The organism is Sphingobium sp. SA2, from assembly GCF_032227065.1.
GTDB lineage: Bacteria > Pseudomonadota > Alphaproteobacteria > Sphingomonadales > Sphingomonadaceae > Sphingobium.
The window spans coordinates 695,311-716,498 of sequence record NZ_JAPMXX010000001.1; the positions used below are offsets into that span (position 1 = coordinate 695,311).

Genomic DNA, 21,188 nt, shown 5'->3' on the forward strand with positions numbered 1-21,188 from the left:
CCTTTCGTGATTTCGTGTGTCGATCGGTGCGTCAGTCCGGGATGGCGTCGATGTTTGTCGGCTCGACACGCGGCTGCGCGTTCATCTCATGGCGGTAGCGGGTGGATCGCTCATAGGCGGCGATGCGCACCCGCATGATCGATCCGAGCGGCTGGTGCTCGCGGATACCGTGCCAGGGATTGAACGACAGCACGTCATCGCCATAGACCCGCCGCGCCGGCGAATAGGCGTCCTGCGGCGGGATGCGCAGCGTGGCGATCGGCTGGTGTGGCGACAGCTCTTCGGGCCAGAGCACCGCCGCGTCCTCGACAGGCATCTTGTCGAGATCAGCGCAAAGTTGGGCGCGCAGTTGATACTCAGCACCCTGGTCGCGGAAATGCTCGACAACCAGATCGCGCATCGTGGAATCCTCCACTGTGCCGACGTCCTTGCCGGTGAGCGCGCGGACATTGTCGGAAAGCGGCGCGGCGCTGATCTTGGCGATGTGATCGCCAAAGCGGATCGCCGCCATCGAGTGATAGGTCTCGCCGAGCAGATGGTCGTTGTCGCGCGCGAGCCCGCGCAGCGTCGCGCCGGGCTCGACGCCGACCGCTTCGACCGCGGCTTCCACGCCACGCGCCACCCCGGCCATGGCGCGTTGGAGGAAGGCGGGGTTCTGCGCATTCTTCTCCAGAAGGCCAATGAGCTGGCGATATTTGCCGATCGTGCCGAAGCTCAAGACCGGTATGTTGACCAGCAGGAAATCCTGATTGCGGCCCTGGTCGTCGGGCAGAAGCCGCTCTCCCTCCACGCCGATGACCTTGATCGCCATGCCGCGTGGGGCGGGGATGGTGTCCGAGTGGATATCTCCGGGCGCTGATGAGAGGCGGATCACCACGGAATAGGTGGCCGGGCGAGCGAAAAGCCCCTGGCGCAGATGCTCCGGCAGTTCCGGGACGACGAGTTCGCCCTTCAGGAACCCGTGGCTCTTGGCATGGGCGTCGCGCACCGCATGCCGATGGCGCTCGAACGCCTTGCGGTTGGTGCTCGCCATGATTTCGAGGATTTCGGCGGTGAGCCGCTCCTCGTCTTCGCCGAGCACTTCGACGCTGGTGGAGTAGGGGATATAGGTCTCAGCCAAGGGCGATCCTTCGAACCGGATTTTCGTTGCATTCGAGATATCAGGTGATATCTGGTTTTACGGTGAACGCCGACATGGGTAAAAGGTTTCCATGCCGTGCTGAATTGGAGGTCGATCGCTCATGCGCCTCACGCGAGAGGAAACGCAGCGCCAGACGCGGGATAAGCTGCTCGCCGCAGCACATTCGTCCATTGTGGAAGAAGGGGTGGCAGCCATGTCGATCCGCAACATCTGTAGTGCAGCGGGTCATTCGCAGGGGGCCTTCTATTCGAATTTTGCAAGCAAGGACGATCTGCTGGTCGAGATTCTGCAGGCTCATATCCAGGACGAGGTCGTGCTTCTGCGCGATCTGGTCGCCCACTGCTCCGGCGATGATATCGAGGCGACTCTGCAAGTGCTTGCGGCGCGGCTGGCTAAGCTGGCTGACGAACAGCATTGGTCGCTGCTTTCGATCGAATTGCAGCTTCATGCGCGGCGGGACCCCGCGTTCGCTGAACGGCATCGCGAAGGAAAGGCCGCCTGCCACCATTTGTTCGGAGAACTTGTGGCGGATCTGACGCGGCGCTTTGCGCTTCGGCCTGCCTTGCCGCCGCTGCAGACCGGGATCGGCCTCTATGCACTGTGGATGGGACTGGCGGTCCAGGGCGATGTCGAAGGCGCTATTCCCCGAGAGCAAATGCTTGTCGGCTTCTTTCGCGCGATGGCAGGCCTCGATGCGCCATCCACCCGGTCATGAGCCTTCCTGGCGAAGGACGCCGCAGGATCGGCTGCGATGCTTCAGGCGTGCCCTTGGCTGGAAAAGTGGACGAACGTCGGCGCTTCCATATCCGTTTCCAGGCAACCGAAGAAGACATCGATGAACTCGGCCATGTCAACAATGCGGTCTGGGTGACCTGGATTCAGGATGTGTCGGTGGCGCACTGGCTGACAGCCGCGCGTCCGAGGGATGCCGACACCTATGTTGCTATGGTGCTCAGGCACGAGGTCGATTACCGCGGCAATATCCGGGCGGGCGAAGAGACCTTTGCCATAACCTGGGTCGAAGGGAAGCCGCGCGGAGCGAGATACGCCCGGCGCGTCGAGTTCAAAGACAGTAACGGTCAGACGCTCGTCGCGGCCCTGTCGCAATGGGTGCTCATCGAGAAAGCTACCGGCAAGCTGGTTCGCGTGCCCGCCGAAGTCGCTGCGCCGTTTCTCTATGAAACCCGACGCAAGGAAGAGAATGAATGAGCGACATCCTGAAAGTGACGGTGCTAGGCACCGGTGTCCTCGGCAGCCAGATCGCCTTCCAGGCCGCCTATAGTGGCTTTGACGTTACCGCTTATGAGATCAGCGACGAAGCACTCGACCAGGCGAGGCATCGGTTCGAAACGCTTGTAGAAACCTACGTGAAAGAGGTGACGGGTGCGGCTGACGGCAAGGCAGCCGAAGCTTCGAGACGCATCACGCTCACCGCCGATCTTGGGGCTGCGGTTGCGAATGCCGATCTGGTCATCGAAGCGGTTCCGGAAGTGCTCGAGATCAAGCAGGCGCTCTACGAGAAGCTGGCGGCGCTCGCGCCTGACAGAACGATCTTCGCCACCAATAGCTCGACTTTGCTGCCGAGCGACCTCAAAGCCTTCACCGGCCGCCCGGACCGTTTCCTGGCGCTGCACTTCGCCAACAGCATCTGGAAGTTCAACACTGCCGAGGTGATGGGTACGGACGACACCGATCCGGCCGTGTTCGATACCCTGATCGCCTTCTCCTCCGCGATCGGCATGGTGCCGATCCCGGTGCGCAAGGAAAAAGCGGGCTACGTCCTCAACTCCCTGCTGGTGCCGTTCCTGAACGCGGCCACCGATCTGGCTGCCGGCGGCTATGCCGAGCCGGAAGATGTCGACAAGGTCTGGCGGATCGCCACCGGCGCGCCGATGGGGCCGTTCCAGATCTACGACATCATCGGATTGAACACCCCCTACAACATCCTGTCGCACGGTGATGAGCACGCACAGTCGCTCGCCGCGTGGCTGAAGGAAAACTACATCGACAAGGGCAAGCTCGGCATCGCGTCGGGCGAAGGCTTCTACAGCTACAAGCCCGCCGACTGATCCCAACAAGAAAAACAGGAGTTTGCCATGCATTATAGCAGTGGAAACTATGAAGCCTTTGTCCGTCCACGCAAGCCGGAAGGCGCCGACAAAAAGACGGCGTGGTTCGTCGGCTCGGGCCTCGCGGGGCTCGCCGGCGCCGCCTTCCTGATCCGCGACGGCGGCGTTTCGGGCGACCGCATCACCATATTGGAAGAGCTGGAAATCCCCGGCGGCGCGCTCGATGGTCTGGACGTGCCCGAAAAGGGCTTCGTCATTCGCGGCGGCCGCGAGATGGAGGAGCATTTCGAGTGCCTGTGGGACCTCTATCGCTCGATCCCCTCGCTGGAGATCGAGGATGCCAGCGTGCTCGACGAGTTCTACCGGCTCAACAAGGACGATCCCAACTTTTCGCTGCAGCGAACGACGCAGAACCAGGGTCAGGACGTGCCCGACAAGGCGCTGCTAACGCTCAACGACAAGGCGCAGAAGGATCTCCTCTCGGTCTTCCTTGCGACGCGGGAGGAGATGGAGAACAAGCGCATCAACGAGGTCTTCGGCGAGGACTTCCTCAAGAGCAATTTCTGGCTCTACTGGCGCACCATGTTCGCCTTCGAGGAATGGCATTCCGCGCTGGAGATGAAGCTCTACCTGCACCGCTTCATCCATCACATCGGCAGTCTCGCCGACTTTTCCTCGCTCAAGTTCAATCGCTACAACCAGTATGAATCGATGGTCCTGCCGCTGGTGAAGTGGCTGACCGATCACGGGGTTAAATTCCGCTACGGCGTCGAGGTCACCGATGTCGATTTCGACATCCAGCCCGGCTCCAAGCAGGCGACGCGCATCCACTGGAAGGAGCGCGGCGTCGAAGGCGGCATTGATCTCGGGCCCGACGATCTCGTCTTCGTTACCATCGGCTCGCTGACCGAGAATTCCGACAATGGCGACCACAGGACACCGGCGAAGCTCAACGAAGGACCGGCGCCGGCCTGGGACCTGTGGCGGCGGATCGCGGCGAAGGATCCGGCCTTCGGCCGCCCGGACGTATTCGGCGCCCATATCCCGGAGACGAAATGGGCCTCCGCGTCGATCACTGCCCTCGACGCCCGCATTCCGGCCTATGTCGAGAAGATCACGAAGCGGAACCCCTTTACCGGCAAGATCGTCTCCGCCGGTATCGTCACCGTGAAGGATTCCGCATGGCTGCTGAGCTGGACGGTCCATCGCCAGCCGCATTTCAAGAAGCAGCCCAAAGATCAGATGATCGCCTGGTTCTACGCGCTCTTCGTCGACAAGCCCGGTGATTTCGTGAAGAAGCCGATGCAGGAATGCACCGGCGAGGAGATCACCCAGGAATGGCTCTATCACCTCGGCGTGCCGGTCGAGGACATTCCGCAACTCGCAGCCTCCGGCGCGAGCACCGTTCCCACGATGATGCCCTATATCACCGCCTTCTTCATGCCGCGCCAGGCGGGCGACCGGCCGGACGTGGTGCCGGAGGGCGCGGTCAACTTCGCCTTCATCGGCCAGTTCGCGGAATCGAAACAGCGGGACTGCATCTTCACCACGGAATATTCGGTGAGAACCCCGATGGAGGCCGTCTACACGCTGATGAATGTCGAGCGCGGCGTGCCCGAGGTCTTCAACTCGACCTATGATATCCGTACACTTCTTGCTGCGATCGGTCCGCTGCGGGACGGCAAGGGCATCGATCTTCCCGGGCCGGCCTTCCTGCGCAAGCTGCTGATGAAGAAGCTCGAAGGCACCGAGATCGCCAAGCTGCTCGAAGAGTTCCATCTGATCGAGGAGTGAACAAAGACCGGAAGGCACGCGCGGCGTGTGAAAGGTGATGAATGGCCGACGACGATCAGAAGAGCGAACGCGCCGCCGAGGTGACTGGGGCGCACGGCCATCATCACCATCATGAGCCGGACGGCGAAACGCCGTCCGGTCACGTCGACCATGATCCGGTCTGCGGCATGGTGGTCGATCCCGCCAGGACCGCTCACAATGCTGAGTATGAAGGCGAGCGCTACGTCTTCTGCTCGGCCGGCTGCAAGGCGAAGTTCGACGCCGACCCCGTGCATTATGCGGCACTGGCAGCGCATGCTGCACATCACCATGAGGGTGCTGCCGCCCATGGCGATCATTCCCACCATAGCCACACGCATGGACCTGATACCCATGAGCATCACCACGTTGCGGCAGTAACGGCAACCGCAACGGAAGGGACGATCTGGACATGCCCGATGCATCCGGAAATCCGCCGGGATGCGCCGGGTAGTTGCCCGATCTGCGGCATGGCGCTGGAGCCGCTGATCGCGGCGGCGGATGCCGGACCAAGCCCCGAACTCGCCGATATGACCCGACGCTTCTGGATCGGCCTCGTGCTCGCCTTGCCCGTGTTCCTGCTGGAGATGGGCGGTCACCTGATCCCGGCGCTGCACCATTTGGTGCCGATGCGCATCTCGATCTGGATCCAGTTCGCGCTGGCGACGCCGGTGGTCCTGTGGGCCGGATGGCCGTTCTTCGAACGTGGCTGGGCGTCGATCGTCAACCGCAGCCTCAACATGTTCACGCTGATCGCGATGGGCACCGGGGTCGCCTGGGGCTACAGCATCGTCGCGACATTCGCGCCGCAGCTCTACCCGCAGGCTTTCCGAGGCGCCGATGGCACGGTCGCGGTCTACTATGAGGCCGCGGCCGTGATCACCGTGCTGGTGCTGCTCGGTCAGGTCATGGAACTGCGCGCCCGGGAGCAGACCTCCGGCGCAATCCGCGCGCTTCTCAATCTCGCGCCGAAAACCGCCCGGCGGATCGGGCGGAACGATGCTGAAGAGGATATTCCTGTCGAAGCCGTCGTCATCGGTGATCGGCTCAGGGTCCGGCCCGGTGAAACCGTGCCGGTTGACGGCGTGGTCGAGCAGGGTCGCTCATCGATCGATGAATCGATGGTGACCGGCGAATCCATGCCGGTGACGCGTGTAGTCGGCGAAGCGGTCGTAGGAGGTACGCTGAACCAGACCGGCGCGCTCGTCATCCGGGCTGAAAAAGTCGGGCGCGACACCATGCTCGCCCGCATCGTCCAGATGGTCGCGGATGCCCAGCGCTCGCGCGCGCCGATCCAGCGCATGGCTGATCAGGTGTCGGGCTGGTTCGTGCCGGTCGTCATCGCCGTCGCGCTGCTCGCCTTCGCGGCCTGGGGTGTATGGGGGCCGGAGCCGCGGCTGGCGCATGGCCTGATCGCGGCCGTTTCCGTGCTGATCATTGCCTGCCCCTGCGCGCTCGGGCTCGCGACGCCGATGTCGATCATGGTGGGTATCGGCAAGGGGGCGGCCGCCGGCGTTCTGATCAAGAACGCGGAGGCGCTCGAGCGGATGGAGAAGATCGATACTCTGGTGGTCGACAAAACCGGGACGCTTACCGAAGGCAAACCGGCCGTTACCCGGATCGTCGTGGCCCCGCGATTTGTCGAGGAGACCATCCTGCGGCTTGCAGCCGGCGTGGAGAAGGCGTCCGAGCATCCGCTTGCGCGGGCGATCGTGGCGGCTGCCGACGAGCGAAAGATCACCATCCCCGATGTCGCCGACTTCGACTCGCCGACCGGCAAGGGGGCGATCGGTCGTGTCGAGGGCCGGCATGTGGTGCTCGGCAGCACCACCTTCCTCGCCGAACATGGGGTTGATACAGCGCCGCTCGCGGCACAGGCCGATGAGCTACGCCGCGACGGCGCAACCGCCATCTATATCGGCATCGATAAAGCCATCGGCGGCATCTTCGCCATCGCCGACACGATCAAGGCGACCACGCCTGAGGCACTGAAGGCCCTGCATGCGGAAGGCATCCGCATCGTCATGCTGACCGGTGACAATCGCACCACAGCCGAAGCCGTTGCGAGAAAGCTCGGCATCGATGAGGTCGAGGCCGATGTGCTGCCGGACCAGAAAGCCGCGGTCGTCGAGCGCCTGAAGGCGCAGGGCAAGGTGGTGGCGATGGCGGGTGACGGCGTAAATGACGCGCCGGCGCTTGCCGCCGCCGATGTTGGTATCGCCATGGGATCGGGGACCGACGTTGCGATCGAAAGTGCGGGCGTGACGCTGCTCAAGGGCGATCTCACCGGCATTGTCCGCGCGCGACGCCTGTCGCAGGCGACGATGGCCAACATCCGCCAGAACCTCGCCTTCGCGTTCATCTACAATGCGGCAGGCGTACCGATTGCGGCCGGTGCGCTCTATCCCACGTTTGGGCTGCTGCTGTCGCCGATCATCGCTGCTGCCGCGATGGCGCTGTCGTCCGTCAGCGTCATCGGCAATTCGCTGCGGCTCCGGACAGTGAAGGCATGACGGACCAAGGCCCCGACCTTGTGGCGGGGTCTTGCGTGGGGTCTTAGTCGGCGCGCCTGCCGTTGGGGCGGGACCAGATCAGCGAGAAGGTGTCTTCGCCCTCGTTGTCGAAGAGGTTGGCATAGATCAGAGCGCCGATCTTCTCATGATGCCCTCGGCTGTCAGGGCGTCCGCGATCTGACGGTCGAGTGATCCCACAGCATTGAGCGTTCGCACCATCTCCTCGATGCGTGCGAAGTGAGCCAGATCGTCATAGTTGGCGGTATTGCGGATGATCACATGCTCTGTTCGCGCGCCGGTCTGCCACAGGATCGCGAACCAGATACGGCCTTGCGCACGGCTCTTGTCGACCGTCACGCTATCGATCACGAGCCGCATCATCTCTTTGCGTTCGTCGATGCCAGCCCGCTTCGAGAACGCGGGCAACAGGGTCGGCAATGGTCAGGATACGCGTTCGCGCGGCGGCGGCCAGGGCGTTAACCTGCTCGACATGCCACCGCGCGTAATCCTGTTCGACGCGTCGGCTTCGCGTATTTTCTCTTCCCACAACGTTTCCAGCGAACGTGCGACGAGCCGCTTTTCCGACTCCACGGCATCATATTGTCGGCGTGCACGCTCCGCTTCGTAATGCGCCTTCTCCCGATTCAGCGCCCATTGACGTTCCAGCAGCCGGTTTTCGCCGTTCATCTGTTCATGAGCCGCAAGCGCAAGGTCGATGCGATCGGGTTGTAGAGCTTCGATCAACAGCCGCTCGACCTCTGCATCAACCTGGTTTGCGCGCACATTCTGGCAGTGCCCGCTCTGCTCGCTATCGATGCAGTGATAGACGGGGGTCTTCTTATGGGCAGAGTGAGTGAAGACCCATGCGGTGTCCGCATATCCCGCAGACCACGATGCCTTGAAGCATCGCTGCGCCACGCAGGGGCGCTCCGCGCCGGCCAGCGCTGAAGTTGCCGATATTGTCGGCGAGCCGCCCGACGTTGCTCATGTATGCCTCCCATTGGCTATGCCGATGAGCCCGCGTAGGTGGTGACGCCATAGCCATATAGACGACTGGTCTATTATTCGTTATATATGCTGATCATGAATTTGACACCCAAAGCATGATCTGCCCCCCGCTGAGTGGCCCAGAGACTATGATAGTTTGGACCACGAAAGGGACGATGAATGCCGAGCAAGAAGCACAAGCCGGAAGAAATTATCGGCAAGCTGCGTGAAGTTGAGATTTTTCTGGCGCAGGGAGCCTCGACAGCAGAGGCGTGCCGCCGGATCGCAGTCAGCGAGCAGACCTATTATCGCTGGCGCAAGGAATATGGCGGGCTGAAGACCGACCAGGCACGGCGGATGAAGGATCTGGAGAAGGAAAACCAACGGCTGCGCCGGGCGATCTCGGACCTGACGCTGGACAAGCTGATATTGCAGGAAGCTGCCAAGGGAAACTTCTGAGCCCCGCGCGGCGGCGGCGCTGCATCGATCAGTTGCGACGAGATTTGCCGATCCGGGTGTCCGAGCGACGGATATGCCGGGTGCTGGGGCAGCATCGATCGACACAGCGCAAGGTGCCGCGTGGGGCAGATGACGAACAGGCGCTCACGGAGGACATCATCGCGTTGGCGAAGCAATATGGTCGCTATGGCTACCGCCGGGTGACGGCGTTGCTGTGCCATGCGCGGTGGACGGTGAACCACAAACGGGTCGAGCGGATATGGCGACGCGAAGGATTGAAGGTCCCGCTGCGCCAGCCCAAACGGGGACGCCTGTGGCTCAACGACGGATCATGTATCCGCCTACGGCCTGAGTATCCCGGGCATGTGTGGGCCTACGACTTCGTCGAAGGGCGCACGCACGATGGCCGCAAGTTCCGGATTCTGACCATTATCGACGAGGCCAGCAGGGAGTGCCTGGCACTCATCGTTGCCCGGCAGCTCAAACACGAGGATGTGCTGGCGGCGTTGGCTGACCTGTTCATCTCGCGTGGGCCGCCAGCGCATATACGATCCGATAATGGTAGCGAGTTTATCGCGACCGCCGTCCAGAAATGGCTGGGGCAGATCGGCGTGACAACGCTCTACATCACGCCGGGATCACCATGGGAGAATGGCTATAACGAAAGCTTCAATGGATCGCTTCGCGACGAACTGCTCAACGGCGAGATCTTCTACAGCCTCGCTGAGGCCAAGGTGCTGATCGAGGCATGGCGGCGGCATTACAACACCGTTCGCCCTCACAGCAGCCTGGGCTACCGACCGCCGGCACCGGAAACGGCGACACCGCCATATCCGGCCTCCGGTTCCGCTTCGCTCCACCTCCGTCCGGATATGGCGGCGATGGGCTTAATCCACTAACAAACCAATCGGGCCACTCGGTGGGGGCAGATCAGCCGCACGTTCGAGAAACTCCTTCATGGCTCACCTATTCTGTTCGGCGCATGCGCGCTCTCATAGCTCTAAAGCAGGAATAGCACAGTTGACCTTTAGATTTTATTCCACTGTGCCTGGCACCTAATTGATGACTGGAAAATTGATACGAGGCCGCATTTTTCCCAGTCACATCATGAGGTTGATCCTGCAGCGTCACTCAGCGACCTGCATTTTGTCGTGATCGGTCAGCTGAGTTCGTCGATCTGCGTGGCCCTCAAAAGGCGGAAAAGCAGACCTCGACGCTGGCCGAGCGGCCCGGCGCAACCTTACCAGCCGCCCCCCAGCGCACGATAGAGCTGAACGGTTGCCGTTCCTTGTGCGATGCGGGTCTGTTCCATCTTGTCCTCGTCCGAGAGCGCATCCAATCGGGCCTGCAACACATCGCCCAACTGCGTGCGTCCGGCATCGTACAATATCGCCAGCTGGTCGGCGCGTCGGCGGGCCATGTCGGATGTACGGATAAGCCCGGCCAGGCGTTCGTCCAGCCCCGCCCGAAAACCATAAGCGGATTCAACTTCCTCGAGCGCCGACAGCATGGCCTGGTCATAATTGGCGAGAGCAGCCTCAAGTTCGGCATCGCCCGCCTTGACACTGGCCTGCAACCTTCCGGCATTGAAAAGCGGCATCGATGCGGAAAGGCCGACCAGACCTCCGGTTCCGCCATAGCCCGGCAGGCCGCCCAGTTCGATATGCCCGTTCTGCCCCAGAAAATGGATGGCGAAGCGCGGAAGCAGATCGGCCTTCAGGCTCTTGAGGCGCGCCGCACGCGCGTTCACCAGCCATGATCGCGCCGCGACATCAGGCCGGCGATCAAGAATGTCGGAAGGAAGTTGCCCGGTGGGCGCATCTGGCGTCTCAAAAGTGGCGGAGGCGACCATATCCGGCGCCTGTTCGGGGACGTCGCCCGCCAGCACGGCCAGTCGCCGCTTGCGCGCATCGACGAGGGATGTGAGGGCCGGGCGGGAGGCGCGCAGCGCCTCCAGTCCATTGCGGGCGCGGGTGACATCGGCCGCTGTCGCGGCGCCCGTCCGCTGCCGGGCGGCCGCATAATCGACAAGGCGACTGGCCGTAGCCTCGCTGCGATCGAGGACATCGAGGCGCCGCCTCAGCCCCTGCAGCTGCTGATAATTTTCGACGACATCGGCGGCGACCATGAGCCTGACGCCATCGGCCGTTCGTGCGGTGCTTTCGGAAAGCGCGCGCGCCATTTCGGCGTCGGCATGGCGTCCACCGAACAGGTCAGCCTCCCAGGTGGCTCCAAGACCCACCAGATATCCACTGCCGCTGTTTCCGGACAGCGACGGCAGCATGGCCTGCCACTTGTCATCGATCCCGGCATCGCTCTGACTGGCCCACGCTGTGCCATTTGCGGCAACGGTAGGATAAAGCGCCGATTCCGCGACAGTGACTAGCGCACGCGCGGCGGCGACATGGGCCTTTGCAGCGCGGATATCGGCGTTTGCTTCGAGCGATTTCTCGACCAGCGCATCAAGAGCGGGATCGCCCCACGCCGTCCACCAGCGGTCTGTCCCGGTTATTGCCGCGTCGTTCGCCGCCGCCGCATCCAGGCGATTGGGCGGAGTGATGCGTGGCGCGTGCGCGGGCGTGTTCGGGACGCTGGCGCAAGCGGTGAGCAGCAGCGCGAGCGATGGAGGAAGCAATTGGCTATGCATTCTGATTTTCCTGGGTGATGTCATCCATGACCTTTAGCCCTGCCTTGAGAGCATCGAACGGAAGCGGCTGACGGCCATCGCCACGAAGAACACGCCCGAGCCGCAGATGATCGCGAGTTCCGGCAGGATCGTTCGCACGCCCGCGCCGCGATAGAGGATCGCCTGGGAGAGGCTGACGAACTGGGTGGTCGGCAGACATAGCGCAATCGTCCGGATCGCCGAGGGCATGCTCTCGAGCGGCGTTGCCGCTCCCGAGAGCAGATAAGCGATGGCGTAGACGGGCACTGCGAAGAGCCCGAACTGCGGCATGGATGGCGCGAGCGTTGCCATCCACATGCCGAGCGAGGTGACCGAGAAGAGGTAGAGAAACATCGCGGCAGTGAAGAGCAGGAGAGATCCGGTCAGCGGCACGCCCAGAACGCCATGAACGACGAACCAGAGGGACGCGATCGAGGCCAGCAGGATGACGAGGCCGTTGGCAAGGATCTTGGCGAAGGCGATCTCGCTGGCGCGCACGGGCATCACCAGCAGATGCTCGATCGTGCCATGCTCACGCTCACGGATCACCGCCGCGCCGACGAGGATGATCGAGAGCACCGTCACGTTGGTGACGATCTGCATGACCGAGGTATACCAGGCCGACTGGGCGTTGGGATTGAAATGCATCCGGCTTTCGACCTGGACCGGCAGCGCCTCCAGGAGGCCCCGGGCATGGAGGAAGTCGAGCGTTTCCTGCGCGAATATCTGCTGGAAATAGGCAGCGCCCAGACCTGCCTGCGTCATGGCGGTCGCGTCGACGAGAATCTGGACGGAAGGCGACCGGCCCGCGAGCGTATCGGCTTCGAAGCGGGGCGGGATTTCGATGACGAAGATATATTTTCCGCTGTTCATCGCAGGGCCGATCGCGGATCGCTCGATGTCCTCGGGTGGTTTGAAATAGGGCTGCTGGATGGCATCGCGCAGCCGGCGCGACAGTTCGGAATGATCCTCGTCCATGATCGCGACCGAAGCGTTCATGACCTCTGCGCGTACCCCGTTCGCAACAAGCTGGATCGCCACGGTGAAAGCGAAGAGGATAAGCGCCATCAGCGTCACATCCTTCATGACACTGCGCAGTTCCTTGCCGCTCAGAAGCGCAACGTTGAGAATCCAGCGCGTCATTTCTCCTGCTTTCCCAGCATCAGGCGTGCGCCGCCCACGAAGAGGAATGCGAGCGCCATCAGGGCCAGATAGGCCTGGCCGAAACTGGCCATGCCCAGACCCTTGGTGAATGTGCCGAGACTGACGATCTGGAACCAGGAGGAGGGGAAGGTCAGCCCGATGATATGGCTCGGGCCTGTCAGGGTGGAAACGGGGTAAAGGAGCCCGGAGAAGTTCACCGACGGAATAAGACAGATGAGGGATGTCGCGAAGATGGCGGCGACCTGCGAGCGCACAAAGGCCGAGATCATCAGCCCCAGCCCGGTGACAGACAGAATGAAGAGGAACCCGCCGATCAGAAGGGCCGGCAAGGACCCCTTGAGCGGTACTCCCAAAATGAAGACAGTCACCAGGATCAGCGTCACGAAACTGATCATCGCAAGAAGGGCATAGGGCATCTGCTTGCCGACCAGGAATGCGCCCAGGCTCGCCGGCGAAGCGTAGAGATTGGTGATCGAGCCGATTTCCTTTTCGCGCACGACCCCAAGGGCCGTCAGCATCGCGGGAATGAGGATCATGCAGAGCATCAGGACGCCCGGCGCCATGGCGTAGATGCTGCGAAACTCCTGATTGTAGATGAAGCGCGGTTCGATTGTGGACGAGAGATCAGGCACAGCGAAGGGCTGCGCGGACCGCAACTGGTCCATTGCGTAGCGAAGGAGAACAGCCTCGGCATAAGCGCGGGCGTTCGACGCGGGGAAAGGACTCGCGCCGTCGATCCGCACGTCGACCGCGGGCCGCCGCCCTGCGGTCAGATCGCGTCCGAAGCCGGGGGGTATGTCCAGCACCATCTTGGTCGATGCCTCGCGCAGCGCCTGATCGGCGGCCGCGTCGCTCGCAAGTTCGGGCTCAACCCGGAAATAGCGTGACCCTTCAAAATAAAGTTGCAGGTCACGGCTGGCGGCACTGCGGTCATGATCGAGAACGGCAAGGCGGATATTCTGGACGTCGAAGGAAATGCTGTAGGCTGCAATGCACAGCAGGATGATCGGGCCGATCAGCGCGAAGGCGAGCCGGATGCGATCGCGCATGAGTTCGGTCGCTTCGCGCCGGGCAAAGGCCCAGGCGAAGCCCGGCCAGCTGCCGGCAGCGGTTGGTAATCGCGGCCGGCCGGGAGCCGTCGATCGCGCACCGGCGGCAGGAGTGGACGAAGCGACCGAAGCATCGACCGGCAGATGGGCGGAAGCAGTCGGCGCTTCGTCATTATCCTTCTCGAGGACAGCGATAAAAGCATCCTCGAGCCGCTGCGCATCATATCGCTGTGTGAGTTCCGTCGGCGCGCCGACCGCCAGAACCCGCCCGCGATGCATCAGCGATATGCGGTCGCACCGTTCCGCCTCGTTCATGAAGTGGGTGGAGACGAAGATCGTTACCCCTTCATCGCGCGAGAGGCGGATCAGATGGCGCCAGAACATGTCGCGCGCCGCCGGATCGACGCCGGACGTGGGCTCGTCCAGGATCAGGATCTCGGGTCGATGGAGGCAGGCGGCGGCGAGTTGCAGGCGTTGCCGTATGCCGAGCGGCAGAGCGGCGGGAACGGCATCGGCATGGGCTTCGAGCTCGAACTGGGCAAGCGCGGCCGAAACCAGTTCGCCTGCCTGCTGGCGTGGCACGCGATAGAGCCGCGCATGAAGGACCAGGTTCTGGCGAACCGAAAGCTCTTCATAGAGCGAGAAGGCCTGCGACATATAGCCCACGCGCATGCGCGTCTCCATGTCTCCGGGGGCGATCGGCCGCCCGAAAAGGCTGGCCGTTCCGTCCGTCGCATCGAGCAGGCCGGTCAGCATCTTCATGGTCGTGGTCTTGCCGCAGCCGTTCGAGCCCAGAAAACCGAATATCTCGCCGCGTCCGATGCGAAAGCTCACATGATCGACCGCTACGAAATCACCAAAGCGCCGCGTCAGATCATGCGCCTCGATTGCCGGCGCTTCGCCCTTGTCCTGCCAGGCCGGCACGACCAGCGCGTCGCCCGATGGCCGCTTGTCTTGCGGAAGCAGGCGAACATAGGCGGCTTCGAGCGTATCCGCGCCCGCGTCACGCATGATCTCGCGCGTATCCCCTTGCGCGATCACCTTGCCATCGTCCATCGCCACGAGGTGGCCAAAGCGCTCTGCCTCTTCCATGTAAGCCGTGGAGACCAGCACGGTCATGTCCGGCCGCTCCGCGCACATCGCATCCACCAGTTCCCAGAACTGCCGTCGTGAAAGAGGGTCTACCCCCGTGGTGGGTTCGTCGAGGATGAGCAGATCCGGATCGTGCACCAGCGAGCAACACAGGCCCAGCTTCTGCTTCATGCCGCCCGAAAGTTTGCCGGCGGGCCGGTCCGGAAAGGGTGCAAGCCCCGTCGCGTCCAGCAAGCGCCGCATATGCGCTTCCCGCTCGACTGCAGACAGTCCGAAGAGGCGACCAAAGAAGTCGATATTCTCGCGGACGGAAAGCGTCGGGTAGAGATTGCGACCAAGCCCCTGGGGCATATAGGCGACGCGGGAAAGGAACTCCTCCCGCTTGCGACGCTCGGTGAGATCGAAGCCGAGAACCGAAAGACGTCCCGTTTGCAGCTTTTTCACGCCGGATATGAGGCCGAGCAGCGTCGACTTGCCTACGCCATCGGGCCCGACCAGCGCGGTGGTCTTCCCCTTGGGCAGGGAGAGCGAAACCTCGTTCAGGGCGATGATACCGCCATATCGATGCGAAAGGCTTTCGATCCGTATCGCCTCTTCGGGGAGGATCTGAGCGGGCGGGATCATTTGTCGATCTTGGTGAGGTCGGGCCAGGGCTGGCGCGTATCGGTGCGCACGAACCCGTCCGCCGTCATGCCGGCTTTCAGCCTTCCGTCCAGGCCACGGGCGAGATCAGGCGCGATCTGCAGCTTCACCCGGTAGGACAGGTTCTCGCGTTCGCTGGCCGTCTCGACGAATTTTGGCGTGAACTGCGCACCGGGCGCCACGAAGCTGACGCGCGCGGGAATGGCGTCGCCAAAACCCTGCGGAAGAATGCGTGCCTCGTCGCCGATCCTGATCTTGCCGGCGACCGAAGCGGGCAGGAAGATGGTGAGCCAGGCATCCTCGGCATTGACCAGCGACACGATCTTGCCGCCCGGTGGCAACATGGTTCCAGGCTCGACGATCCGATATTCGACGCGCCCGGGCGTCGGTGCGATGATCCGCAGGTCGGCAAGGCCGGCTCTGGTTTGCGCGATCAGGGCGTCGGCCTGGGCAATGGCCGAGCGTGCCTCGCCGACACCGCCGCCCGCCGCCTGGGCGCCACCTTGCGCAGCACCCAAGGCCAGGCGACGCTGCTCCAGCTCGACGTTCGAGACCATGTCACGCTCCCGCAGCTTGCCGGTCTCGACCCAGTCGATGCGGGCGAGCTGAGCCTGACTGTCCCGCGCGGCGAGCTCCCCTTGCGCGCGCATGAGGGCGGATACTGCCTGTTCGCGCTTGGCAAGCGCTCCGGCGAGTTGGGTTTTGAGGTCTACATCATCCTGCCGGGCGATGACCTGACCCGCCCCGACGAGATCACCTTCATGGACGTCAAGCGACATCAGGCGGCCAGGATATTTGGCGGCAATATCGGTGCGCGTCATCTCGAGACGGCCGTTGCCGCGCACGATGGTATCGGGGAGCTTGTCGGTGCGTCCAAACATCCACCACAGCCCGAAAGCCAGGGCGATGAGGACGACGGCCAGAATGGGAATGACGATAGGGCCCCGCAGCTTCACGCTATACCTCCTTGAGCGTTCATCGCACGAGCGCCACGCCGATCCGCAGGCGCGTCACGTGCTTGTTATAGTCGAGCAGATTTTCGCCATAGCCGGTGAAGCCCTGGCCGAAGAGATAGAAGTCCGGGCCTCCGCCCAGGATACGCCGGAACGGGTAGGAGAGCTCGGCGGTCAGAGCTCCCTTGCCGCTACCCAGGTTGAGACGGGTAGAAGCCGAGACGCGCAGCCCATCATCCTCGCTGGCCTCAATGAAAAGCCCGCTATTGCCGCGATATCGGCGAATGTCAGGATTGTCCGAAAGGTTTCCGAGATAGAGCCACAGCCGCGGCGCGATCGTCAGCCTTCGGTCCTCGCCGAGCGAGAAGCCGGCCATCGGGGCCAGATAGAGCATGTTGAGGCTGCGCGAGGCTGCGCCATCGCGTCCATTGGACTCATGGCGAAGGCCGATCTGGCCGCTGATCGTGGCCTTATCTGACACGGGCAGGGCAGGCGAGAGATAGAAGAGCTCGGGTTGATAATCGATATTGCGGAAGGGCGAGGATTTCGCCGCCACGTCCCAGAACATGCGCTGGGTATAGGCGAAATAGAGGCCGTCGATCAGCGAGGGAGAGCGGTCCATCCGCGCTCGACTTCCGAACAGCTGATATTTGAAACTGATCTGGATGCGTGCGTCTGTGTTGGTGCCGGGGCCATAGACCGCATAGATCGGTTCGTAGACCGAGAGATTGGGGATGAAAGCATTGCCCCGGGTTCGGTCTGTCGGCGATGGTGTGACGGAGTCTGGCGATATCTGCGGAGAGGTCGGAGGCGTGAGCGAGGGCGCGGCAGTCAGGGCGACCGGGGCAGAGCGGTCGGCCTCAGGATCGACGCCGATCGTCAGGAGGATTTGCTGCGTTGACCAGGAGGGAATGGACAAGGCCGCGCCGTCCATGACGTCCTGAAAGTCGATCCGGTAGCGCGCCGCCGCAAAGCCATTGGCCCGGATCGTCAGAACCGCAGCCTGTTTTTCGCCTCGTTGCAGCCAGACCTTTCGATACGTGCCGTTGCTGACCAGATCGGCCGCAACCTCGTCGGGAAGGCGAACCTCCTGCGCGGCCGCCCCGGCATTGAGAACGCGCACATCGACAAGGATATGTCCGCTCTGATCGCGGTTGCCTGCGCGCTGGACGACATACTCCAGAGCAGCTTGCGCGTGCGCCTGCGACGCCAGTACGGCGCTGGCTGCGAGGGCAAGAGGGGCAGCCCGAACGATCACGCGAAAAGATGCTGCCCGTTATCGACCGGAATGATCGTGCCGGTGATCCGCTTCGCGGCATCGCTGACGAGGAAGGCGGCCAGCGCGCCGACGTCGCTTACGTCAACCAATTTTCCTGCGGGAACCTGCGCGGCAGCCCGATCGAGCAATTCGTCGAACCGGTCGATTCCGCTTGCGGCGCGGGTGGCAATCGGCCCTGGTGAAATAGCGTGTGCCCGAATGGCTTTGGCGCCCAGTTCCGCGGCGACATAGCGCGTTGCGCTTTCCAGGGCCGCCTTGACGGGACCCATCAGGTTATAGTGTTCGACCACCCGCTCCGAACCATAGAAGGTCACGCAAAGCAGGCATCCGCCCGTTGCCATCAGCGGTTCGGCGAGCTTCGCCATGCGAAGGAAACTGTGGCAGGACACGTCCATCGCCGTCGAGAAGCCTTGCGCACTGCTGTCGACCACCCGACCGTGGAGATCCTCCTTCGGCGCGAAGGCGATCGAGTGCAGCAGGAAATCGAGGCCACCCCAGCGTTCTTGCACCTGGCCGAAAAGCGCCTCGAGTTCGCCGGGGATGCGTACATCGCACGGCGCAGTCCATTCGACGCCGAGCTGGTCGACGACAGGCTGGACCCAGTCCTTTGCCTTTTCGTTGAGATAGGTGGCGGCAAGCCGGGCGCCGCACCGGGCAAATGCCTCCGCGCATCCTGCCGCGATGCTATGTTCGTTTGCGATCCCGATGACGAGGCCGCGCTTGCCGGTCAGATCTACAAGCGGTGTCATTGGGCGGTCTCCTGCAGCAGGCTGAGCGTGTGAATTGCGATCATGCGTTCCTCGTCGGTGGGGATGACGAGGGCCTTGATCCGGCTCTCGGGGGCGCTGATCAGCGTCTCACCTGCAGCATTGGCGCGATCATCGATCTCAAGGCCCAGCCATTGGAGCCGGCGACCAATAAGACTGCGCATGCCCGCGTCATTTTCGCCGATGCCAGCAGTAAAGATGATCCCGTTCACACCCTCCAGCGAAGCGGCAAGGGCGCCGGTGTCACGGGCTACCCGCCAGGCGAAGAGATCAATCGCTTCTTTCGCTTCGGGTGCGTCGCTCGCGGCAAGCGTGCGCATGTCGCTGGAAATGCCCGACACGCCCAGAAGGCCCGATTGCCTGTAAAGCATATCCTCTATCGTCTTGGCGCCCATGCCCATCTGCGTCATGAGATGCAGCACGACACCGGGGTCGAGACTGCCCGAGCGGGAGCCCATCATCAAACCGTCGAGCGCGGTGAACCCCATGGTCGTGTCGACGCTTTGCCCCGCCGCCATGGCGCAAAGGCTCGCGCCATTGCCCAGATGTGCGGCGATGACCTTGCCCGAGGCCAGCGCCGGGTCGATCGCGGCGAGGCGCCGGGCGATATATTCATAGGAAAGGCCGTGAAAACCGTAGCGACGGATGCCCTGGTCGTGAAGCGCACGGGGGATTGCGAAACGAGAGGCGAGGGCTGGCTTGTCATGATGGAAAGCGGTGTCGAAGCAGGCGACCTGAGGCAGGTCGGGATCAAGCTTGGTGATCGCCCGGACGGCAGCCAGGTTATGGGGCTGATGCAGGGGCGCCAGCGGACAAAGTGCTTCCAGCTTGTCGATCAATTCAGAATCGATGCGCCGCGGGACGGAAAATTCTGTGCCGCCATGGACGATGCGGTGTCCGATGGCGGCGATCTCATAGCCTTCAAGTGGATGCTGCATCGCCCAGGAAAAAAGATCGGCCAGCAAGTCGGCGTGGGTAAGGCCTGCGCCATCCGGCCAGGTGCGATCGAGCAGGATCGTACCGTCCGTCCTTCGGGCCTTCAGCGCTGGCACTATCCCGATTTTCTCGATCTTTCCGCCGGCCGCGAGTTGGAGGCTGCCTCCCGGCTCCATGGCGAAGAGAGAGAATTTGATGCTCGACGAGCCGGAATTGAGGCTGACGACCGCCTTCATGCACTCTTGCCCCCGGGCAATCCAGGGGCTGCCGGCGTCACGGCGCGCGCCATCAGCACCGCCACTGCGCAGGACGCGAGACGCGTGCGCAGGCTGTCGGCACGGCTCGTCAGGATGATCGGCACGCGCGCGCCAAGCACGATACCGGCCGCGTCGGCGCCGCCCAGGAATGTGAGCTGCTTGGCCAGCATGTTCCCGGCTTCGAGGTTGGGCACGACCAGAATTTCCGCATGGCCCGCAACTTCGGAAACGATACCCTTTTCCCTGGCCGCGGCCTCGCTGACCGCATTGTCGAAGGCGAGGGGTCCATCGAGAATGCCGCCGCTGATCTGCCCGCGATCCGCCATCTTGCAGAGCGCCGCCGCATCCAGCGTCGAAGGCATTGCCGGGTTGACGGTTTCGACCGCAGCGAGGATCGCGACTTTGGGCGCCTCCATGCCGATCACATGCGCGAGATCGATGGCGTTGCGGATGATGTCGGCCTTTTCCTCGAGGGAGGGGGCGATGTTGATAGCGGCATCGGTAATGATGAGCGGTGTCGGCCGGCCAGGCACGTCCATGACATAGGCATGGCTGATCCGTCGTTCGGTGCGAAGGCCTGTAGCGGAAGAGACTACCGCGCCCATCAGTTCATCCGTGTGCAGTGATCCCTTCATGACGAGCTGCGCTTCGCCCGTGCGCACCAGTTCCACCGCCTTGGCCGCTGCGGCATGACTGTGCGCCACCGGCACGATCCGGAAACCGTCGATCGCGCGCGAGGCCGCAGTGGCTGCGGCCTTGATCTTCGCATCGGGCCCGATGAGGATCGGGGCGATCAATCCGGCTTGCGCCGCATCGAGCGCCGCAGTGATGGCGGCTTCGCTGCAAGGATGCACGATCGCCGTCGGGACCGGATCGCTACCACCGGCAAGCTCCATCAGCCGGCGATATTTGTCATGATCGTTGAGGCGAACGTCCGGCAGCTCCGCGCGCGGGCGCAGCACCTTTTCGCCGGGCGCGATCACCTGGGCCTGGCCAGTGATGACATCCTCGCCATGCTGGTTGGCGCAGCGGCAGTCGAGGATCAGGATTTTCTTCTCCGCACGCTTCTCGACGACGGTGACCGAGGCGGTGATCGTGTCGCCCGGTGCGACGGGGCGGCGGAAGCGCAACGACTGGTCCAGATAGATGGTGCCAGGACCGGGTAGTTGCGTTCCGAGGACGGCGGAGATGAGGCCGCCGCCCCACATGCCGTGGGCAATGACGTGGCGGAACATGTCGGTCGCGGCATATTGCGCGTCGAGGTGAGCCGGATTGACGTCGCCAGACACCAGGGCGAAAAGCTGAATGTCTTCCGGCTCGAGCGTTCGTGTGACCGATGCGGTGTCGCCAACTTCGATTTCATCGAAGGTGCGGTTTTCGATCATCGCTGGACCGGCCATCGC

At 63.0% G+C, this 21,188-nt stretch carries 17 protein-coding genes and 1 pseudogene; 6 read left to right on the forward strand and 12 right to left on the reverse strand.

What is annotated here, in order from left to right:
• Positions 1 to 31: 31 nt before the first annotated feature.
• Positions 32 to 1,120, reverse strand: a complete 1,089-nt coding sequence (locus OVY48_RS03515; protein WP_066764021.1) for a catalase family protein — start codon at positions 1,118 to 1,120, stop codon at positions 32 to 34.
• Positions 1,121 to 1,241: 121 nt separating this feature from the next.
• On the opposite strand from OVY48_RS03515, the gene OVY48_RS03520 reads away from it, so the two are divergent.
• Genes OVY48_RS03520 through OVY48_RS03540 form a run of 5 tightly spaced genes read left to right on the forward strand, consistent with a single transcriptional unit; the run spans position 1,242 to position 7,535 of the window.
• The gene (locus tag OVY48_RS03520; RefSeq protein ID WP_037474329.1) at positions 1,242 to 1,856 is read left to right on the forward strand and encodes a TetR/AcrR family transcriptional regulator; all 615 of its coding nucleotides are present in this window, start codon (positions 1,242 to 1,244) and stop codon (positions 1,854 to 1,856) included.
• Positions 1,853 to 2,350 carry an acyl-CoA thioesterase gene (locus OVY48_RS03525; RefSeq protein ID WP_081912824.1) on the forward strand — a complete coding sequence of 166 codons (498 nt, stop codon included), beginning with the start codon at positions 1,853 to 1,855 and terminating at the stop codon, positions 2,348 to 2,350. Before OVY48_RS03520 ends, OVY48_RS03525 begins: the two co-directional genes overlap by 4 nt.
• A complete protein-coding gene (locus OVY48_RS03530) occupies positions 2,347 to 3,210 on the forward strand; it encodes a 3-hydroxyacyl-CoA dehydrogenase (protein WP_043152852.1) in 864 nt (287 codons plus the stop codon). The genes OVY48_RS03525 and OVY48_RS03530 overlap by 4 nt, the downstream gene beginning before the upstream one ends.
• Before the next feature lie 27 nt (positions 3,211 to 3,237).
• Positions 3,238 to 5,004 carry an oleate hydratase gene (locus OVY48_RS03535; RefSeq protein WP_313921858.1) on the forward strand — a complete coding sequence of 589 codons (1,767 nt, stop codon included), beginning with the start codon at positions 3,238 to 3,240 and terminating at the stop codon, positions 5,002 to 5,004.
• 41 nt (positions 5,005 to 5,045) lie between these two features.
• Complete coding sequence (locus tag OVY48_RS03540) at positions 5,046 to 7,535, forward strand: heavy metal translocating P-type ATPase (RefSeq protein WP_043152851.1); 2,490 nt, start codon at positions 5,046 to 5,048, stop codon at positions 7,533 to 7,535.
• A 43-nt stretch (positions 7,536 to 7,578) separates the two neighbouring features.
• On the opposite strand, the pseudogene OVY48_RS03545 reads toward OVY48_RS03540, so the two are convergent.
• The 3 genes and pseudogenes from OVY48_RS03545 to OVY48_RS03555 all read right to left on the reverse strand — a co-directional run.
• Positions 7,579 to 7,668, reverse strand: a pseudogene (locus OVY48_RS03545) (DUF736 domain-containing protein); the annotation flags it as partial.
• Complete coding sequence (locus tag OVY48_RS03550) at positions 7,662 to 7,973, reverse strand: hypothetical protein (RefSeq protein ID WP_099232143.1); 312 nt, start codon at positions 7,971 to 7,973, stop codon at positions 7,662 to 7,664. The gene OVY48_RS03550 and the pseudogene OVY48_RS03545, both read right to left, overlap by 7 nt.
• 3 nt (positions 7,974 to 7,976) lie before the next feature.
• Positions 7,977 to 8,453, reverse strand: a complete 477-nt coding sequence (locus tag OVY48_RS03555) for a hypothetical protein (RefSeq protein WP_037479890.1) — start codon at positions 8,451 to 8,453, stop codon at positions 7,977 to 7,979.
• Positions 8,454 to 8,702: 249 nt separating this feature from the next.
• On the opposite strand from OVY48_RS03555, the gene OVY48_RS03560 reads away from it, so the two are divergent.
• A protein-coding gene (locus OVY48_RS03560; protein WP_156106327.1) for an IS3 family transposase occupies positions 8,703 to 9,880 on the forward strand; the annotation gives its coding sequence in 2 pieces (ribosomal slippage) (positions 8,703 to 8,967 and positions 8,967 to 9,880; 1,179 coding nt in all).
• A gap of 341 nt (positions 9,881 to 10,221) precedes the next feature.
• On the opposite strand, the gene OVY48_RS03565 is transcribed toward OVY48_RS03560, so the two are convergent.
• Genes OVY48_RS03565 through OVY48_RS03600 form a run of 8 tightly spaced genes read right to left on the reverse strand, consistent with a single transcriptional unit; the run spans position 10,222 to position 21,185 of the window.
• Positions 10,222 to 11,628, reverse strand: coding sequence for an efflux transporter outer membrane subunit (locus OVY48_RS03565; protein ID WP_004207053.1), 1,407 nt, complete (start codon positions 11,626 to 11,628; stop codon positions 10,222 to 10,224).
• A 33-nt stretch (positions 11,629 to 11,661) separates the two neighbouring features.
• The gene (locus OVY48_RS03570) at positions 11,662 to 12,789 is read right to left on the reverse strand and encodes an ABC transporter permease (protein ID WP_017503204.1); all 1,128 of its coding nucleotides are present in this window, start codon (positions 12,787 to 12,789) and stop codon (positions 11,662 to 11,664) included.
• On the reverse strand, positions 12,786 to 15,575 hold the full coding sequence (gene rbbA / locus OVY48_RS03575) for a ribosome-associated ATPase/putative transporter RbbA (protein ID WP_037475047.1): 2,790 nt from the start codon (positions 15,573 to 15,575) through the stop codon (positions 12,786 to 12,788). Before rbbA ends, OVY48_RS03570 begins: the two co-directional genes overlap by 4 nt.
• Positions 15,572 to 16,549 (reverse strand): HlyD family efflux transporter periplasmic adaptor subunit, encoded by a 978-nt coding sequence (locus OVY48_RS03580; RefSeq protein WP_313921859.1) that lies wholly within the window; start codon positions 16,547 to 16,549, stop codon positions 15,572 to 15,574. Before OVY48_RS03580 ends, rbbA begins: the two co-directional genes overlap by 4 nt.
• A gap of 19 nt (positions 16,550 to 16,568) precedes the next feature.
• The gene (locus tag OVY48_RS03585; protein WP_036526765.1) at positions 16,569 to 17,804 is read right to left on the reverse strand and encodes a phospholipase A; all 1,236 of its coding nucleotides are present in this window, start codon (positions 17,802 to 17,804) and stop codon (positions 16,569 to 16,571) included.
• Complete coding sequence (gene fabI, locus OVY48_RS03590) at positions 17,801 to 18,574, reverse strand: enoyl-ACP reductase FabI (RefSeq protein ID WP_004207059.1); 774 nt, start codon at positions 18,572 to 18,574, stop codon at positions 17,801 to 17,803. The genes OVY48_RS03585 and fabI overlap by 4 nt, the downstream gene beginning before the upstream one ends.
• Positions 18,571 to 19,764 (reverse strand): acetate/propionate family kinase, encoded by a 1,194-nt coding sequence (locus tag OVY48_RS03595; protein WP_313921860.1) that lies wholly within the window; start codon positions 19,762 to 19,764, stop codon positions 18,571 to 18,573. The genes fabI and OVY48_RS03595 overlap by 4 nt, the downstream gene beginning before the upstream one ends.
• Positions 19,761 to 21,185: a bifunctional enoyl-CoA hydratase/phosphate acetyltransferase gene (locus OVY48_RS03600; RefSeq protein WP_004207061.1), complete on the reverse strand. Its 1,425-nt coding sequence runs from the start codon at positions 21,183 to 21,185 to the stop codon at positions 19,761 to 19,763. Before OVY48_RS03600 ends, OVY48_RS03595 begins: the two co-directional genes overlap by 4 nt.
• Between the last annotated feature and the right edge of the window lie 3 nt (positions 21,186 to 21,188).

Bases quoted from the DNA above. Each gene is read 5' to 3' on its own strand.
- OVY48_RS03520 (WP_037474329.1), top strand. From the start codon at position 1,242: ATGCGCCTCACGCGAGAGGAAACGCAGCGCCAGACGCGGGATAAGCTG.
- OVY48_RS03525 (WP_081912824.1), top strand. From the start codon at position 1,853: ATGAGCCTTCCTGGCGAAGGACGCCGCAGGATCGGCTGCGATGCTTCA.
- OVY48_RS03530 (WP_043152852.1), top strand. From the start codon at position 2,347: ATGAGCGACATCCTGAAAGTGACGGTGCTAGGCACCGGTGTCCTCGGC.
- OVY48_RS03535 (WP_313921858.1), top strand. From the start codon at position 3,238: ATGCATTATAGCAGTGGAAACTATGAAGCCTTTGTCCGTCCACGCAAG.
- OVY48_RS03540 (WP_043152851.1), top strand. From the start codon at position 5,046: ATGGCCGACGACGATCAGAAGAGCGAACGCGCCGCCGAGGTGACTGGG.
- OVY48_RS03565 (WP_004207053.1), bottom strand. From the start codon at position 11,628: ATGCATAGCCAATTGCTTCCTCCATCGCTCGCGCTGCTGCTCACCGCT.
- OVY48_RS03570 (WP_017503204.1), bottom strand. From the start codon at position 12,789: ATGACGCGCTGGATTCTCAACGTTGCGCTTCTGAGCGGCAAGGAACTG.
- rbbA (WP_037475047.1), bottom strand. From the start codon at position 15,575: ATGATCCCGCCCGCTCAGATCCTCCCCGAAGAGGCGATACGGATCGAA.
- fabI (WP_004207059.1), bottom strand. From the start codon at position 18,574: ATGACACCGCTTGTAGATCTGACCGGCAAGCGCGGCCTCGTCATCGGG.
- OVY48_RS03595 (WP_313921860.1), bottom strand. From the start codon at position 19,764: ATGAAGGCGGTCGTCAGCCTCAATTCCGGCTCGTCGAGCATCAAATTC.
- OVY48_RS03600 (WP_004207061.1), bottom strand. From the start codon at position 21,185: ATGGCCGGTCCAGCGATGATCGAAAACCGCACCTTCGATGAAATCGAA.